This is a genomic window from Agrobacterium sp. SORGH_AS_0440 (assembly GCF_031453135.1).
Lineage (GTDB): Bacteria > Pseudomonadota > Alphaproteobacteria > Rhizobiales > Rhizobiaceae > Agrobacterium > Agrobacterium pusense.
Window position 1 is genome coordinate 71,486 of record NZ_JAVIYR010000001.1, and the last position, 16,730, is coordinate 88,215.

The 16,730-nt window shown below is 59.4% G+C and carries 19 protein-coding genes; 12 read left to right on the forward strand and 7 right to left on the reverse strand.

Annotated elements, in window-relative coordinates; translation table 11 throughout:
- Window positions 1-215: 215 nt before the first annotated feature.
- From QE453_RS00350 to QE453_RS00400, 11 genes are all read left to right on the forward strand, one after another.
- Window positions 216-1,358, forward strand: coding sequence for a Gfo/Idh/MocA family oxidoreductase (locus QE453_RS00350; RefSeq protein WP_309776153.1), 1,143 nt, complete (start codon window positions 216-218; stop codon window positions 1,356-1,358).
- A gap of 10 nt (window positions 1,359-1,368) precedes the next feature.
- A complete protein-coding gene (locus tag QE453_RS00355) occupies window positions 1,369-2,532 on the forward strand; it encodes a dihydrodipicolinate synthase family protein (protein WP_113382418.1) in 1,164 nt (387 codons plus the stop codon).
- Between the two features lie 23 nt (window positions 2,533-2,555).
- On the forward strand, window positions 2,556-3,377 hold the full coding sequence (locus tag QE453_RS00360) for a sugar phosphate isomerase/epimerase (RefSeq protein ID WP_004444942.1): 822 nt from the start codon (window positions 2,556-2,558) through the stop codon (window positions 3,375-3,377).
- Window positions 3,378-3,396: 19 nt separating this feature from the next.
- The gene (locus QE453_RS00365; RefSeq protein WP_113382417.1) at window positions 3,397-4,632 is read left to right on the forward strand and encodes a Gfo/Idh/MocA family protein; all 1,236 of its coding nucleotides are present in this window, start codon (window positions 3,397-3,399) and stop codon (window positions 4,630-4,632) included.
- 322 nt (window positions 4,633-4,954) lie between these two features.
- On the forward strand, window positions 4,955-5,125 hold the full coding sequence (locus QE453_RS00370; RefSeq protein WP_309776154.1) for a hypothetical protein: 171 nt from the start codon (window positions 4,955-4,957) through the stop codon (window positions 5,123-5,125).
- Window positions 5,126-5,386: 261 nt separating this feature from the next.
- A complete protein-coding gene (locus QE453_RS00375) occupies window positions 5,387-5,596 on the forward strand; it encodes a cold-shock protein (protein ID WP_003508146.1) in 210 nt (69 codons plus the stop codon).
- Window positions 5,597-5,706: 110 nt separating this feature from the next.
- Window positions 5,707-5,997, forward strand: a complete 291-nt coding sequence (locus tag QE453_RS00380; RefSeq protein ID WP_004444954.1) for a hypothetical protein — start codon at window positions 5,707-5,709, stop codon at window positions 5,995-5,997.
- Window positions 5,998-6,026: 29 nt separating this feature from the next.
- Window positions 6,027-6,263 carry a 30S ribosomal protein S21 gene (gene rpsU, locus QE453_RS00385; RefSeq protein WP_006700627.1) on the forward strand — a complete coding sequence of 79 codons (237 nt, stop codon included), beginning with the start codon at window positions 6,027-6,029 and terminating at the stop codon, window positions 6,261-6,263.
- 35 nt (window positions 6,264-6,298) lie between these two features.
- A complete protein-coding gene (locus QE453_RS00390) occupies window positions 6,299-6,514 on the forward strand; it encodes a hypothetical protein (protein WP_004444958.1) in 216 nt (71 codons plus the stop codon).
- Window positions 6,515-6,557: 43 nt separating this feature from the next.
- Complete coding sequence (locus QE453_RS00395) at window positions 6,558-6,695, forward strand: hypothetical protein (RefSeq protein WP_004444959.1); 138 nt, start codon at window positions 6,558-6,560, stop codon at window positions 6,693-6,695.
- A gap of 550 nt (window positions 6,696-7,245) precedes the next feature.
- Window positions 7,246-7,533 carry a hypothetical protein gene (locus QE453_RS00400; RefSeq protein ID WP_278067556.1) on the forward strand — a complete coding sequence of 96 codons (288 nt, stop codon included), beginning with the start codon at window positions 7,246-7,248 and terminating at the stop codon, window positions 7,531-7,533.
- Between the two features lie 360 nt (window positions 7,534-7,893).
- Here the strand turns inward: QE453_RS00400 and QE453_RS00405 are convergent, their stop codons facing one another.
- A complete protein-coding gene (locus tag QE453_RS00405) occupies window positions 7,894-8,991 on the reverse strand; it encodes an acyltransferase (RefSeq protein ID WP_309776155.1) in 1,098 nt (365 codons plus the stop codon).
- Window positions 8,992-9,292: 301 nt separating this feature from the next.
- On the opposite strand from QE453_RS00405, the gene QE453_RS00410 reads away from it, so the two are divergent.
- Window positions 9,293-9,529, forward strand: a complete 237-nt coding sequence (locus tag QE453_RS00410) for an acyl carrier protein (RefSeq protein ID WP_004444965.1) — start codon at window positions 9,293-9,295, stop codon at window positions 9,527-9,529.
- 104 nt (window positions 9,530-9,633) lie between these two features.
- Here QE453_RS00410 and QE453_RS00415 read toward each other — a convergent pair whose 3' ends face one another.
- The 6 genes from QE453_RS00415 to QE453_RS00440 all read right to left on the reverse strand — a co-directional run bounded on the left by QE453_RS00415 (window position 9,634) and on the right by QE453_RS00440 (window position 16,590).
- Window positions 9,634-10,728, reverse strand: coding sequence for a glycoside hydrolase family 88 protein (locus tag QE453_RS00415; protein WP_309776156.1), 1,095 nt, complete (start codon window positions 10,726-10,728; stop codon window positions 9,634-9,636).
- A gap of 8 nt (window positions 10,729-10,736) precedes the next feature.
- A complete protein-coding gene (locus QE453_RS00420) occupies window positions 10,737-12,290 on the reverse strand; it encodes a glycoside hydrolase family 28 protein (protein ID WP_309776157.1) in 1,554 nt (517 codons plus the stop codon).
- 114 nt (window positions 12,291-12,404) lie between these two features.
- Window positions 12,405-13,673, reverse strand: a complete 1,269-nt coding sequence (locus QE453_RS00425) for an ABC transporter substrate-binding protein (protein WP_044459269.1) — start codon at window positions 13,671-13,673, stop codon at window positions 12,405-12,407.
- A gap of 43 nt (window positions 13,674-13,716) precedes the next feature.
- A complete protein-coding gene (locus QE453_RS00430) occupies window positions 13,717-14,817 on the reverse strand; it encodes an ABC transporter ATP-binding protein (protein ID WP_100911167.1) in 1,101 nt (366 codons plus the stop codon).
- Window positions 14,818-14,819: 2 nt separating this feature from the next.
- Window positions 14,820-15,704, reverse strand: a complete 885-nt coding sequence (locus tag QE453_RS00435) for a carbohydrate ABC transporter permease (RefSeq protein ID WP_037092664.1) — start codon at window positions 15,702-15,704, stop codon at window positions 14,820-14,822.
- A gap of 4 nt (window positions 15,705-15,708) precedes the next feature.
- A complete protein-coding gene (locus tag QE453_RS00440; RefSeq protein ID WP_004444977.1) occupies window positions 15,709-16,590 on the reverse strand; it encodes a carbohydrate ABC transporter permease in 882 nt (293 codons plus the stop codon).
- Window positions 16,591-16,730 lie beyond the last annotated feature (140 nt).

The window sequence follows — 16,730 nt, forward strand, 5'->3', positions numbered from 1 at the left end:
CGATGACGCGCCACTCGCATCCGCGAAGCGCGTCATTTTCTTTTGCGACGCAGCGAATAACTGCAAGGGCGAGCCTTCAAACCTCATCAATTTCTCCTGTCAAAAAACACCTTGACAGATCGTGTTCTTCGCGATCACAAATAACCAAATGGTTACAAATTACCATGTTTGACGGAAGCGGCCTTGCGGGAAAAGGCCGCCTTGGGAGGAAATTCATGAAACGTATCGGCGTCATCATGCACGGCATCACCGGCCGCATGGGTTACAACCAGCATCTCGTGCGCTCCGTTCTCGCCATTCGCGATCAGGGCGGCGTGCTTTTGAAGAACGGTGAAAGGGTGATGCTCGATCCCATTCTCGTCGGCCGCAACGGCGCGAAGATCGAGGAAATCGCCAAAAAGCATAATGTCGCGCGCTGGACGACCGATATCGATGCTGCTCTCGCCAACCCTGACGACACACTGTTCTTCGACGCTGGCACGACACAGATGCGTGGCAGCCTTTTGGAAAAAGCCATCAAGGCCGGCAAGAACGTCTATTGCGAAAAACCGATTTCGGACACGATGGATGAGGCGCTGGCGATTGCCCGCCTGGCCGAAAGTGCGGGCATCAAGCACGGCGTGGTGCAGGACAAGCTGTTCCTGCCCGGCCTTCGCAAGCTCGCCATGCTGCGCGACAGCGGCTTCTTCGGCAAGATTCTCTCCGTGCGGGGCGAGTTCGGTTACTGGGTCTTCGAGGGCGACTGGCAGCCAGCGCAACGCCCCTCATGGAACTACCGCTTGAAGGATGGCGGCGGCATCATTCTCGATATGCTTTGCCACTGGCGTTATGTGCTCGACAATCTATTCGGACCGGTGAAATCCGTGAGCTGCCTCGGCGCGACGCACATTCCGGAGCGTTTCGATGAACAGGGCAAAGCCTATAAGGCGGATGCGGACGACGCCGCCTACGCCACCTTCGAACTGGAGGGCGGAGTTATCGCCCACATCAACTCTTCATGGGCGGTACGGGTGCGCCGTGACGATCTCGTCACCTTCCAGGTGGACGGCACCCACGGCTCGGCCGTCGCTGGCCTGACGAAGTGCTTCACCCAGCACCGCACCAACACGCCGAAGCCGGTATGGAACCCCGACCAGCCGCAGACCATCGATGTTTACAAGACCTGGCAGGAGGTGCCGGACAACGTCATTTATGACAACGGCTTCAAGGCACAGTGGGAAATGTTCATCCGCCACCTCGTCGACAATGATCCGTGGCCCTATGGCCTGATGGAAGGCGTGAAGGGCGTGCAGCTTGCCGAACTGGGGCTGAAATCATGGAAGGAACGCCGCTGGCTCGACGTTCCCGCCCTTTCCTGAGGAGGCTGACGTGAGTGAACTCAAGCTTCCGAAGGACGACCGCAGCATCGAGGTCTACAGATTATCCGGCACGCCGGTCGCGGTTGAAAAACGAAGTGCCGCCGATTTCAACCGCGTCGCTTTCGCGGCCGCCCACGTGGTGGCCGATCCGCTTGCCGACAACGACCCGTGGCTGACCCCCGCGATCGATTGGGACGCGACCTTGCGGTTCCGTCATCGCCTTTGGGACCTCGGCCTCGGGGTCGCAGAAGCGATGGACACGGCGCAGCGCGGCATGGGGCTGGCATGGCCGCAGGCCCAGGAGCTGATCTCCCGGTCGCTCAAGGAAGCCGCCAGCCGCAAGGATGCGCTGATTGCCTGCGGGGTGGGCACCGATCATCTGAACGGAAGCGGTTACGATCTGAATCAAATTATCCACTCTTACCTCGAACAGCTTGATTTTGTTCAGGGAGAAGGCGGGCGAGTTATCCTGATGGCCAGCCGCGCGCTCGCCGCCGCCGCCCGTTCGCCCGATGATTACCTCAAGACCTACGCCAGGGTGCTTTCCCGCGCCGAACAGAAAGTGGTGATCCACTGGCTGGGCGAAATGTTCGACCCGGCGCTCGAGGGCTACTGGGGTTCGGGCGACCATATGACCGCCATGGACACCTGCCTTGCCATGATCGAGGAGAATGCCGACAAGATCGACGGCATCAAGATTTCACTTCTCTCCAAGGAAAAGGAAATTGCCATGCGCCGCCGCCTGCCCGCTGGCGTGCGCATGTATACCGGCGACGATTTCAACTATGCCGAATTGATCGCCGGTGACGAACAGGGTCATTCGGATGCCCTCCTCGGCATTTTCGACGCCATCGCTCCCGCTGCGTCCAAGGCACTGGCCAGCCTGAAGCACGGTGCTGACAATGAATTTTTCGATATTCTGGAGCCGACGGTGGCGCTTTCACGCCACATCTTCAAGGCGCCCACCCGCTTCTACAAGACCGGCGTGGTGTTCCTCGCCTATCTCAACGGATTGCAGGATCATTTCACCATGGTCGGCGGCCAGGAAAGCACCCGTTCCACGCAGCATTTCGCCGAGCTTTTCCGGCTGGCGGACAAGGCCAACGTGCTGGCTGAACCTGACCTGGCGACGCACCGGATGAAGGCATTTCTCGCCGTCCGGGGTATCAGCTAAAGCAGAACGAGGGAGGATAGAACATGAGCCTTGAAGGCCTTTCCATCAATTTCGCGACCGTGCGGCAAGGCGCAAATTTCGGTGCCATCGTGGATGCCTGCCTCGCCCATGGCATCACCACCATCTCACCGTGGCGCGAGCAGGTGAACGGTATCGGCCTTGCGGAAGCCGCCCGCATCGTTGAGCGGAACGGCCTGCGCCTGTCCGGTCATTGCCGCGGCGGTTTTTTCCCGGCTCCTGACGCTGAAGGCCGACGTCTCGCCATCGAGGACAATAAACGCGCCGTCGATGAGGCCGCCGCCATGAAGGCCGACTGCCTTGTGCTTGTCGTGGGCGGCCTGCCCGCCGGTTCGCGCGATCTGAAAGGTGCGCGGCAGATGGTGGAGGACGGCATGGCGGAACTTCTTCCTTATGCGCGGGCTGCCGGCGTGCCGCTCGCCATTGAACCGCTGCATCCTTTCTATGCCGCGGACCGCGCCTGCATCAACACGCTGAAACAATCGCTCGACCTCTGTGACCGGCTGGGTGCCGGCACCGGCGTGGCCATCGATGTCTATCATGTCTGGTGGGACCCGGAGCTGGAGGAGCAGGTGGCGCGGGCCGGCAGGAATGGCCAAATTCTCGCCCATCACATCTGCGACTGGCTGGTGCCGACCACTGACCCGCTCAACGATCGCGGCATGATGGGAGATGGTGTGATTGACCTCAAGGCATTTCGCGCCATGATCGAGGCTGCGGGCTTCCACGGCCCGCAGGAAGTGGAAATCTTTTCGCATCGCTGGCAGGCGCGCCCGGTGGACGAGGTCCTCGCCACCGTGGTCGAGCGTTTCAAGACTGTTTGTTGATAGATCCGGGAGAGAGACAATGCCTGAAAGGGTGAAACGCAAACGCTATGCGCTGGTCGGCACCGGCAATCGTGGCACCACCATGTGGGGCCGCGAATTGCTGGCCGGCTGGAGCGACTATGTCGAACTCGTCGGCATTTGCGACCTGAACCTGATGCGCGCCGAGCGCGCGCGCGCCATGATGGGATCGAGCGCACCGCTTTACGACGATTTCGACCGGATGATGGAAGAGCAGCGCCCGGAGCTGGTGATCGTCTGCACGCCCGACGATACGCATGACGACATCATCATCCGCGCGCTGGAAGGCGGGGCAGACGTCATCAGCGAAAAGCCGATGACCACCACCCCCGAAAAGATTGACCGGATTCGCGCAGCCGAGGCCAGAAGCGGCCGCCGGGTCGATGTCTCCTTCAATTATCGCTTCTCTCCCACCGCAGCCCGCATCAAGGAACTGATCGACGAAGGCGCCATCGGCACCGTTACCTCGGTGGATTTCCACTGGTATCTCGATAACCAGCACGGCGCGGATTATTTCCGCCGGTGGCACGCCTTCACAGAACACTCCGGCAGCCTGTTCGTGCACAAGGCCACGCACCATTTCGACCTCCTGAACTGGTATCTCGATTCCGATCCGGTGGAGGTGAAGGGCTTCGGGCAATTGCTGCATTATGGCAAGAACGGCCCGTTCCGCGGAACGCGCTGTCGCACCTGTCCGCACAAGAATGAGTGTGATTATTTCATGGACCTCGGCGCCGATCCTTTCCTCGATGCCCTCTACGAGGACCCGTCGAGCATTGACGGATACATGCGTGATGCCTGCGTCTTCCGGGAGGACATCGACATTCCCGATACCATGAGCGCTTCGATCCGTTATGCCAGCGGCGTGCAGGTTTCCTATTCACTCAACACCTACATGCCGATAGAGGGTCACCACATCGCCTTCAACGGCCACAAGGGTCGCATCGAGATGCGCCAATATGAAAAGCAGCCCTGGACGGAGCCGCCGGCAGATGAAATCCTGCTGGTGAAGAGCTTCGGCGGCGGTGTTGAGCACATCTGGGTGCCGCATGAGCCGGGCGGCCATTATGGCGGCGACAACCGCATGCGCGACATGATCTTCAAGCCCGGCTCCAACGACCGGCTGCGGCAGCGGGCTGGTTCGCGCGCTGGCGCCATGTCGGTTCTGACAGGCGTGGCGGCACTGAAAAGTGCGCTGGAAGGCGGCGCCCAGCCGGTGAAATCCCTGCCCCTCTAGCTGCCTCAGCCCGTGGCGCCATCCGCCACGGGCAACCACCAAAAAGAACGGGCGATATTCCGCAGATTACGCACTCCTTCCATACCGGTAAATTGATTGCCGGGGGAAGAAAGAGTGAGTCATGTCCAGTTTGCAATCCATCGTTCCGCTCATCATCATCGGCGTCAGCCTCGTCGTATTCTTCAAATGGGTGGGGCGCGACATGAATCGGGAAGAGAAGAAGCCGCGCTCCCGCCGCTGACCGATCACGCCCGCCCGCGCCCTTGCACGGTTACGGAACCTCGTCCTGCCGTCGGCGTTTCCCTGTCAAAAGGAGAACGCCATGACGCAAGAGCAAAAGACGAAAAACGACGACAACAGGGCTTCGAAGGCCAGCGACATTCCTCCTGCAGGCCCGCACGCCAAACCTTTCCTGACCGACCATGAAAAGACGCCAGGCGCAGGAAGCCTGCCGGATGGCGACAGCAAGGACGTCACGCCGGGCGCTGGCTGATGACCATTTGCGCCGAAATATCATACATTTATTATATTTCGGCGCATTAACAGTCACTTAGCCCCCGAACCGTCGCGAAATACCTGTTTCTTCACGGTGGTCATTGCAAAATCGAAAATTGAGCTTATATTTGCCTTATCGACCATTGCTTGTGACGTCGTTCTGGAACAGACTGTTCCCCGTCGGATTTCCTCTCAAATAATCGATCTTATCCCGCAAGGTATCGCGGGAACCACAACGATTCTACGAAAGGAAATCGTTATGAACACTGGTACTGTAAAGTGGTTTAACGCCACCAAGGGCTTCGGCTTCATTCAGCCTGACAATGGCGGCACGGACGTTTTCGTCCACATTTCCGCTGTCGAGCGCGCTGGCATGCGCTCTCTGAACGACGGCCAGAAGATCAGCTACGAGATCGTCCAGGACCGTCGGTCCGGAAAGAGCTCTGCCGACAACCTTCAGGCAGCTTGATATTCGTCATTTTGGCACCGCAGACCACGGATGTACTGGCTGCGCTTGCCGATGACTGTGAGAGGTCGGGTTAAAGCCCGGCCTTTTGTTTTTGGGCCATGGAGGTCCTCATGCGTAAAAATTCCTATCATTGCGGTGACACCGTCTTTTTGAAGTCCGGCGTCCTTGGCAATGCACAGCCCGATGGTCCCGGCCGGATTGTGTCAGTCATGCCCGAAGCCCAGGGAACGGTTCGTTACAGGGTGCGTTTCCAGCACGAGAATTTTGAGCGCAGCGTCGCACTCGATGAGATAGATGCATCGATGTCGACGGCCTCGCGGCTAGGCAAAGGCGAAAGCCTCTCGCCACGCGAAACCGGATCGAGCTGGATCAACCTGAACACAATCAAAATCAGAAAGTAGCGGCATTGGCCGCTTAAAGGGAGATAGTCTTGCAGGTACTCGTCAGAGACAACAATGTTGAACAGGCCCTTCGCGTCCTGAAAAAGAGAATGCAGCGTGAAGGCATTTTCCGCGAGATGCGCGCCCGCGAATCCTATGAAAAGCCGTCGGAAAAGCGTGTTCGCGAAGAAGCCGAAGCCGTACGCCGCCACCGCAAGCTGGAGAAAAAGAAGATGCAGCGCGAAGGGCTGCTGCCAGCGCCCAAAAAGGCCGCCCGTACCCGGTAAACGCCCTACACCGCACTTCCGCGAAGGAGACTGCCATGGCCGCCACGAAAGAAGTTTTTTTCAAGCCCGGTAAACTGTCCGCTCAGGACAAAGCATCATTGACCGACAGCGCGGCAAAGCAGATCATCAACGCCGAAGCCGACCAGCGCGCCCGCAAGACGGAACGCCTTCGCCAGCTTCGCGAGGCACAGGAAGCGGCGGTTGTCGCCGCCGATCCGGTGCCCGCAAAGAAACGATCCGGTAACAGATAGCGGGCGCTTTTACATCGCCCGGTCAACGCAGGAGGACGACACCATGGCAAAGGGTCAGTTGCGCAGTAACAAGGAAATCCGCAAGCCGAAGAAGGACAAGACGAAAACACCCGCCGCGGCGCCAGCCGGTTCGCAGGTGAAGTTTGCAAACGCCACGACAGCGGATGGCAAGAAGAAGTAGGGCACGGTATCGGCGCGCAGGTCACGACGATAAATTCTCGTCTGGGAGACCGGACTTGTTTTGGCCATATTGCTCTTCTATATATCTCTCATAGCAACTGCTGGTGAGCGCGAATGAAATCGTCGTTCGCAGTTGTTTTAGTCGCTTCAGACTTTTGACCACGGATGTACTGGCACTGGTGTTGAGAGCGATATGAGGAAGGTCGGTGCAATATTGCCCCGGCCTTTTTTGTTGCCGCGAGCAGCCGAAGATAAATATGCACGACTGCCGCCGACTGCGACGGAATTAACTTGCCTATTCCGCCTAATGGGCGCACCCTCCCAATCACTGAAAAGGGCGTTACCGCCGCTTTACGACGGCCGCTGAAGCCCTCGTCCTGCTCATGTCGTTGACCCGCAGGAACGATACGGACCCACACGACATGAATGTCCAAGGCGCGACGCTTTAATGGCACGGCCTGTCGCTCGGATGCACGGAAGAGGCGTCGCATGACGTCCGCAGCGACGCGAGACACCACAGTTTTGGTGAACCCCACAGAAAGGAGGACGTGATGTCTTCCGCATATGAAAATTGCATCATTTCGTCACAGGACCTCAAGATGCTCCAGTCGGTGCTGGCAGACCTCGGTTATGACCGGCACACCATGGGCGAGGAGGTCATGCTTTACAACAATGCCGCCCGAAAGGTGATCCAGCTGTTTCAGGGCGGGCTGACCGACCCTGCCGAGCTTTCGAAGGAAATGCGCTTTCTTTTTGGCGTTCATAAACATGATCGCAGTAAATCATGGAAACCGTTGCCACGTTACGCGATTCAGGGGCTGCCGCCTCTTTACCGATAACGGCGCTCTTCCATCCATGACGACGGGAACCAGGCCTTCAAAATCACCGATGAAAATAACGGCTTGGCAAATGATGTATATCAGGCAACACTGAAATGGATACCTCCGTGCGCGGATCAGGCGGCACGAAGGTGACGGATGGAACATGCGCGCTGAAGGCCGGGACAGGCCTCGACGTCAGCGGGTTCCATACCGGCGGGTTTGCGTCTGCGTGGAGAGAGAGTATGACGTATGACTGGAGCGGCCGCAGAATGCGCCGCATGCGAGCGGCGAAACTGACGATCATCAGCCTTGTGGCCGCCTTTGTGCTGACCGCGCCTATCTTTGCCCACTACTGAATTTCAGGCCCGCTTGTTTCGACTAGACGGGCTGGCGGGTTTCTGCGCGTTTCCGCAGGCGGACTTTCACCCATTTCTGAACGGGCTGATCGTAACGGACCGTCAGCCACCATGAAATCCACGTCGTGCCGATGAGAAACAGGACGCCGGCTGGCAGGGCGATATTCTGCTGCGTGATGGACGGGATCAAAAACTCCGTCCATGCCAGAAGCGGAATATGCAGGACATAGACGGCGTAAGACGCCGTACCAAGAAACCCCGAAAGTGCACTCACCATGGGGCCCGGCACCGTTCGGCTGGCCACGAACAGCAGCAGCGGCCAGAGGAGCAGGACGATTGCGAGGTCGAAGTAGGGCCGGACTTCGCGTGATACGGGCACGGCAAGGATGACACAGACGAGCACCAGACAGAGCGCGGCCTGGACGGGCCTCAGCTCCGGCACACGGTTGCGGAACCGGTAAACGAGTACACCGGCGAAAAACGAAAAGAATACCCGGCCCATGCCGGCATACATTTCATGCCAACGGAAACCGAGATGCAGCTTTCCAGACGCGGCGGCGGCCATCACCAGCACGATGGCGCTGGCAACGATGACGGCTGCGATCTGCTTCACCGTCGCCCGCACGCCCCAGCGGGCATAGACCACGTTCACCACCAGTTCGTTGAAAAGCGACCACGCCGGGCTGACGAGAAACAGCGCGCCATTGAGGGTCAACGTGAAAGGCGCCGGCAGAAAGAGAAGCCCCGTCACCAGCGCAAAGGCCAGTTCACCGGGATCGATGAGACGATGCAGATCGTCGATCGGCGTCGGCAGACCCAGCACATAAAGGCAGATGAAATAGGCCACCATCAACGCCAGTGCCAGCACATAAAGCGGATAAAGCCGGGCGAAGCGCGCCTTCATGAAAAAGCCGGGCGTGATAGCCCCGTCACGCAATCTGACGCCATAGGCGTGAGCGAGCACGAAGCCGCTGAGAGCAAAAAACAGATCAACGGCAAGATAGCTCGAGGCCGGATCCCTGCCGAAAAACTGCTCGGCATGGCGATGGACGATAAAGAGCGCAGCCACGCCCCTTATGCCGTCAAGCAAGATGAAGCGTTCCGGGGATGATGGGGCCATGGCGTTGATGCTCAATGAGATAGCGGCAATTGTTCAATGGAAACCAGCTTTACCGCGTCCCGGTTCTCCGCTTCCAGTCACAAACCGTTTAATCTTGCAGTCGCCGCGAATTTTTCCGGACATGGGGTCGAGGCCGGCACCCTTTCGCAGCGGAGAAAGGCGTGCTACGTCCGGATGTCATCGATGTTTCGACCCCGTGACACAGCCGTGTTGTTCCTGCAAATGTGTGATTTTGCAAGAACAAGTTCCGGCAATGTCCATGGGGCAGGTTCGGCGACAACCACTCTCGCGGAGCCTTCTCATGCCCACAATTGCCGAACGTATCAGAAAAATCATCGTGGACCAGCTTGGCGCAGACCCTGCCGCCGTCGTGGACGATGCCAGTTTCGCCGACGATCTCGGTGCAGACTCTCTGGAAATAGTTCAGGTGGTCATGGAGATCGAAGAGGAATTCGGGGTGGAGATTCCTGATTCCGCCGCAAATACGATCCTGACCGTCGGCGACGCCATCCGCTTCATCGAAAAAAGCACGGCTTGATGGTGCAGCGCCAGAGGCGGGCCTGATCCGCTGATAGCGCCGCAACCGGGCCAAATTTCGGGGTGTCCCGCTCTAACTATCCTGCTCATCGAGGTGGTGGCACATCAGACCAGCAGGAGGTTTTCGGCAAAGGCCATCATCAGGGGACCCACTCCCTTGGCGTCATCGCTAACCACTGGCTCGGTCAGATAATATTCCGGCGAGCCGTCGCGATAATTGCCCTCGAAACCACCAAGTCCGGCGACGTGTACGATGCCGGCAAGACGAGTGACACCGTCTTCGCCCGCCAGAAGCCGGGTCTCCAGCAGAGCCGAAAGCGCGCGACGACCTGCGGACAAAGCCGCGCCCGCCGCCTCTCCCTGCAACAGCCCAAGACGGACCGCACGCAGCAGCGCATAGGAGAACATGGCGGAGGCGGATGTCTCCTCGTAATTGCCCGCCAGATCTGGATTATCGAGAACCTGCATCCACAGACCGGTGCCTGTCTGGCGTGCGACGATCTCAGCCAGGAGGCGCCGTGTGCTCTGTCGCAATTCGTTTGTCCGGCCATCATCCGGCAGCATCGTGAGCGCATCCACCAGCGCCATGGCCAGCCAGCCGACCGCACGGGCCCAGACGGCCGGCGATTTGCCGGTTCGCGGATCGGCCCAGCGCTGGGTGCGGCTTTCATCGTAGCCATGAACATAGAGCCCGCCGGTATCGGCCGTCAGGGCAAGTGCCGTTGAAAACTGCCTCAGCGCGTCGTCGATCAGTTCGCCCCGCCCCGTTGCCTGCGCATATTCAATCTGGAACGGAAGACCCATATAGAGACCGTCCAGCCAAACCTGATGCGGATAGCGTTTCTTGTGCCAGTAATTGCCGCAGGCGATGCGGGGATGGCTGCGTAGCTGCCCCGCCAGATGGTCCGCGGCAGCGAGATAACGTGGGTCGCCCGTTTCTTCCGAAAGGGGAAAGAGGATACGGCCGGCAAGAATATGGTCGATATTATATTCCTGCGGATCGTAACCGGCGAGCGCGCCGTCGGTCGCTATCTGCACATCGGCGAGCCGGTGCAGATGGTCGCTCCAGCGCGCCTCTCCGGTGGCCTCGGACAGCTGCTGCAGGCCGCGGTAGATGCATCCATCCTCATAACACCAGCTGCCGCCCTTGTAAGGCCTATAACGACTGCAGAATTGCTCAAAATATTCAGTGGCTTTCATGGATTTTCTCAATCGCGATCTGAAACAGTGGAAATGGAAGCGTCACTCAGCATGGCAGGATCGTCGCAGACTATATGTGTCTGCTCGACAACGATCGCCTCATGGCGCATGGGACGAACCCGGTCAGCCATGATGGGAGGCGCGGCGATGGCCGATGGATCGCGCGAGACGATGGTGAGATTGCGGATGGCGACATTGCGGATGGGTGCTTCGGGAAGGCCGAGAAAGACGCCCGCAGCATGGGCGAGATTGCGTATTTCGACATCTTCCACGATAATTCCATCGATGAATGGCGTGCCCTTGTCGATCGGCGCCGGCTGCCGCGACTGTACCCGTTCGTCATGTCCATCAGCATCGCAATGATAGTGTGCATTGGCGGAAAGCGCGGTTTGCACGCCGTCCAGCAGCACCCGGCGCATGGCGATATTGCTGACGATGCCGCCCCGTCCGCGCCGCGTCTTGAGGCGCAGGCCGCGATCCGTGCCGACCATGTCGCAATCCTCCACAGACACGTCATGCACGCCGCCGGACATTTCCGAGCCGATCACCAGCCCGCCATGGCCGCGCTCCATCAGACAATGGCGCACAAGAATGCCACGGGTTTCCGCGAGATGATCGTCCTCGCCATCCGGGCCGCGCTTTCCTGCCTTTACGGCGATGCAATCGTCTCCGACCGAAAAACGAACGCCCGATATCGTGACGTTGCGGCAGCTTTCAGGATTGAAACCATCGGTGTTCGGGCTGTCATGCGGCGCGTTGATGGTGAGGCCGGCAGCGATCAAGTCTTCGCAGCCCTGCGGATGGATTGTCCATGAGGCGGCGTTTTTTATCGTAAAGCCGAGAAGCTGGATTTTGCGGCAGGAAACGAGATGCAGGCCGCGCGGCCGCCGCGCGCCGTCGCGTGTTTCTTTTGGCCAGCTCCACCAGTCACCCCTGTCGCCCGAACCATCGAGAACGCCCCTGCCCTCAATGATGAGATTATCTGTCCCGATGGCATGAACCGGCGCGGCGAAACAGGCATCCGGAAGGCCTTCCCAGCTTCCGAGCATATGGCCCGCATCATCGCGTGCCGGCAGGATCGGCCAGGCTTTACGGCTCGAAGGGGCGCGCAGCACGGCTCCCTCGGCAAGATGGAAGGTCATGTTGCTTCTGAGGCGGACAGGGAAGGACGTCCAAAGACCGGCCGCAAGCCGCAATGTGCCACCATGCGGCACCGCAGCCACCGCCCTTTCCAGCGCCTCGGCATTGGCACGCGCGCCCTCTTCATCATCGAGCGCAACATCCGGCGTCAGGGAGAACGCCGCAGCCTCCACAAGCCCGGCGCAAGGGCTGGTTCTGAACTCCAGCGCTGCGAACCCCTCGGCCTCGAACAGATAGCAGGTATCCGGGAAGAGATCATGCAGCAGCGTCACCACGGTCGCAGTTTCGCCGCGCCGCTCGTCGCCTTCCGTCGACGACAAACGCCACTCCGTCCTCGCCGGAAGGAAATGGCGAGCGCCGGGTGCGGCGAGGCAAAGCGCTGCCGTTCGCGCTGAAGACGCGATGATAAGGGGTTCGTTCATGTTCATTTCCCGTCTTTCGTCCCTATCCGGCCAGGCCCTGGCGGACATGCCTCGCATGTTCCGGCAGCCGGTCAGTGAGCCCGCCGCCACGGACGCGGCGGCGGGAGATTGCCGTCAATCGAACTTCGCCAGAACATCATTAGTGGAATCGACGATCTGCTCGGCCGCCTCCTCCGCCGTCAGCTGGCCATAGGCATATTCTTCCAGCGTATCGATGAAGGCCGAGCGGATTTCCGGATGTTCGTTGAAGGGCGATACCACCGGCCCGGATGCGGCCATGACGATGGCATTGGCGGCTCGCACTTCCGGCTCGCCCTTGTCGCCCAGACGTGCAGCCGCAGCCTTGGATGCCGGCAAACCACGCGAGGTGCCGAGTGCGTCGATACCCTCAGGCTCGTTCAGCAGGCAGTTCAGTATCTGCGCCGCTGCTTCCGGGTTCTTCGAGTTTTTAGAGATCGAGAACACCATTGAAGGCTTGCGATAGACCCCCTCGGTCACCGCGTCTGCAAGCTTCAGCATCGGCACGGGTTTCAGAACCTGCCCCTGCTTCAGGGGATCGGCATATTTTGAATAGGTCGAATCCCATTCATAGGAGCCGGCAATGCGGCCTTCAGACCAGGACGGCTTTTCATAAAGATTGACATTGCCATCGGCCGCTTCCTCTTTCTGGGAGCGGATGGATCCGGTTTCGACCAGCTTGCCGACAAAGGAAATGCCCTCGGCCAGTTCCTCCGGCGTCCAGGCCACGCGGTTTGTCTTGGGATCGACCAGATCCTTGCCGGTTTTCTGCACAACGGCCAGCGTCACCAGAAGCTGGGCGGTCTCCTTGACGGCGTTGAAGGTGTAATAGTCCTTGCCGAGCTTTTCCTTGATGGTCTTCGTCGCCGCGAAGAACTCATCCCAGGTCTTCGGAATTTCGACACCCGCCTTTTCAAAGGTCGTGGCATTGAAGAAGAAGACGCGGCCGGTGGTGGAAACGGAAAGCCCCTGCAGCACGCCGTTCATCGACCCCGCCTCCAGATCGCTCTCGGCCCATTGGGAAAGATCGAGCGGCTTCAGCTGGCGCAGATCGGCAAAACCTTCGCCATTCTTGGAAAACAGCGGCAGCCACGGCCAGTTGACCTGAACGATATCAGCTTCCGTCTTGCCCGCCATCTGGGTGGTGAGTTTTTCGAGATAACCGTCGAAACCGGTGAACTCGCCCTTGATCGTGTGGCCGTATTTCTCGCCACAGGCGGCAATCGCTTTCTGGGTGGCGACATGGCGGCTCTCGCCGCCCCACCATGACATGCGCAGTTCCGCGGCACCTGCCGCAGGAGCGGTCGCCATCGCCACATAAGCGGCACCGGCAAGCATCGCCATCATTCTGGTCATCATCTTCATTGTTCTTCTCCTCCTCGAAAAATCAGGCACGCCCGTCCGCTCCTCACAGCGAAACGTTGCGCCCATCGGCCTTGTCGAAAATATGCAGCTTCTCCGGGTCCGGCTTCAGGCGCAGAAGACCATCGCGGCCGAGCACCTCGAATTCCGCCGCGCCGACGACGCTGACGACCTTCTGGCCGCCGAGATCGGCGTGCAGATAGACCTCGTGGCCCATGAATTCCGCATTGGTGAGTTTCGCCTGCAGCGCCGGACCATCGGTCGCCTCCGCCAATGAGAGATGCTGCGGACGGATGCCGATGACGGCGTCCGTGGGTCTCGCCGATAGTCGCTGTTCCAGATGCGCGCCGATCGGCAGGCGCTGACCGGCGATCACGAATTCAGTACCCTCGATTGCCACATCCACGAGGTTCATTTCCGGCGTGCCGATGAAGCCGGCGACGAAGAGATTGGCGGGATGGTTGTAAAGCTCCTTCGGCGTCGCGACCTGCATGATGCGACCTGCCTGCATGACGCAGATGCGGTCACCCATGGTCATGGCCTCCGTCTGGTCATGGGTGACGTAGATAACGGTCGATGACAGGCCTTCCGCTTTCAACTGCCGGTGCAGATCGGTAATGCGAACCCGCATCGAAGCACGAAGCTTGGCGTCGAGATTGGACAGCGGCTCGTCAAACAAAAACACACCCGGTTTCTTGATGAGCGCACGGCCGAGCGCCACACGCTGCGCCTGCCCGCCGGAAAGCTGCTTCGGCAGACGGTCGAGCAGCGGCTCGATCTCCAGAATGCGCGCGACATTGTCGATGGCCTTCTCGATCTCCGGCTTGGCGACACCGGCGATCTTCAGGCCGAAGGCGAGATTGCCGCGCACCTTCATATGTGGATAAAGCGCATAGTTCTGGAACACCATGGCAATGGAGCGCTTGCCGGGCGGCAGGTCGTTGACGCGCTGATCGCCGATCAGGATTTCACCACCGGTGATTTCCTCCAGCCCCGCCACCATGCGCAGCGTCGTGGATTTGGCGCAGCCCGAAGGGCCGACGAACACCATGAACTCGCCATCCTCGACGTCGAGATTGATGCCGTGCACCGCCTTGAAGCTGCCGCCATAGACTTTTTCGAGATTTTTAAGTTGAACGCTTGCCATTTTCAGCCCTTGACCCCGCCAGACGAGATCCCTTCAATGAAATACCGTTGCGCCGCGAAGAACACGATCAGCGCAGGCGCGATCGTCAGCACCGACATCGCCAGGATGCGGTTCCATTCAAAGGCTTCGGTGGTGTCGATGGAGAGTTTGAGCGCCAGGCTCACCGGATATTTGTCGACCGAGGACAGGTAGATCAGCGGCCCGAGAAAGTCGTTCATCGTCCACATGAACTGGAACAGGCAGACCGAGATCAGCGCCGGCGCCAGCATCGGTACGACGATGTAGACCAGTGTCTGCAGGCTGTTGGCGCCGTCCACCCGGGCGGCCTCTTCCATGTCCGAGGGCAGCGAGCGCAGGAACTGCACCAGCATGAAGACAAAGAAGGCATCACCGGCGAAAGCCGAGGGCACCCAGAGCGGCAGGAAACTGTCCAGCCAGCCGAGATCCCGAAACAGGATATATTGCGGAATGCGGGTGACGACATTGGGCAGCAGCAGAATGGCGATGACCGAGCCGAACAGGATCTTCTTCAGCGGAAAATCGAAGCGGGCAAAGGCATAGGCCGCCATGGTGCAGGAAATCGCCGTGCCGATGACCTTCGGCAGGATGATCAGGAACGAATTCCAGAAGAACCGGCCGAAGGTGTAGGGCGTCGAGGTTTCCCAGCCGCGGATATAGCCATCCAGCGTCGGGTTTTCCGGGATGAAACCGGCACCGGAGAAGATTTCCGAATTGGTCTTGAAGCTTGCGCCCACCAGCCAGATCAGCGGATAGAGCATGACGAGTCCGACAGCGAAGAGAAGCACGTAGCGGACCGAGGTGGAAAGCAGCCTGAGCCGCGCCCGGCGGGCCGCCTGCATGTCGTTTAGGGTTGTGATATCGGTCATGGCATCAGTTCCGCTTGTCGCCGGCGTAATAGACCCACTTCTTGGAGGACCAGAAGGCCACGAGGGTCAGCACGGTGATGATGGTGAAGAGCACCCAGGCGATTGCGGAGGCATAGCCCATGTTGAACTTCTTGAAGGCCTCGTCGTAGATATAAAGAGGCAGGAGATAGGTGGACTTCAGCGGCCCGCCCTGGGTGATGATGTAAGGGCCGTTGAACTCCTGGAATGCCTGCACCATCTGCATGATGAGGTTGAAAAAGATCACCGGCGTCAGAAGCGGCAGGGTGATGAAGAAGAAGGTCCTGACCTTGCCGGCACCATCGATGGCGGCCGCTTCGTAAAGCGATTTGTCGATGGATTGCAGGGCCGCAAGGAAGATCACCATGGCCGAGCCGAACTGCCAGCAGCGCAGCAGCGTGATGGTGAAAAGCGCATTGCCCGGATCTCCGAACCAGTCCACCGGCGACAGCCCCACGGCGGCAAGCGCCATATTGGCAAGGCCTTCGCTGGCGAAGATATAGCGCCACAGAACCGCAATCGCGATCGAGCCGCCGAGGATAGACGGCACGTAAAAGGCGGTGCGGAAAAAGTTGATGAATTGCAGCTTGTAATTGAGTATTGCCGCGATGAACAGCGCAAAGGCAAGCTTCAGCGGCACCGTCAGAAACACGTAGAACAGGGTGACGTTCAGGGATTTCATGAAGGTGCGGTCGCGGGTGAACAGCCGCTCGTAATTGGCAAGCCCTGCCCAGCTGGGATCGCTCATCAAGTCGTAACGGGTGAAACTGAGATAAAGCGAGCCAAGGAACGGAATGGCCGTGAAGACCAAAAGCCCGATGATGTAAGGCGTCAGATATCCCAGCCCCAGGAAGCGCTGAGATTTCATGATGCTCCTCCCCGCGTCCCGGCAGAACGCGACTGACAGAATACAATTTCGTACAAGTGATTCTCCCGGAACGGCCAGCGGCAGGCGCAATAAAGCGTATTTCCTCGCCGCGACCGATCTCCTCCCTCATTGATACGGTG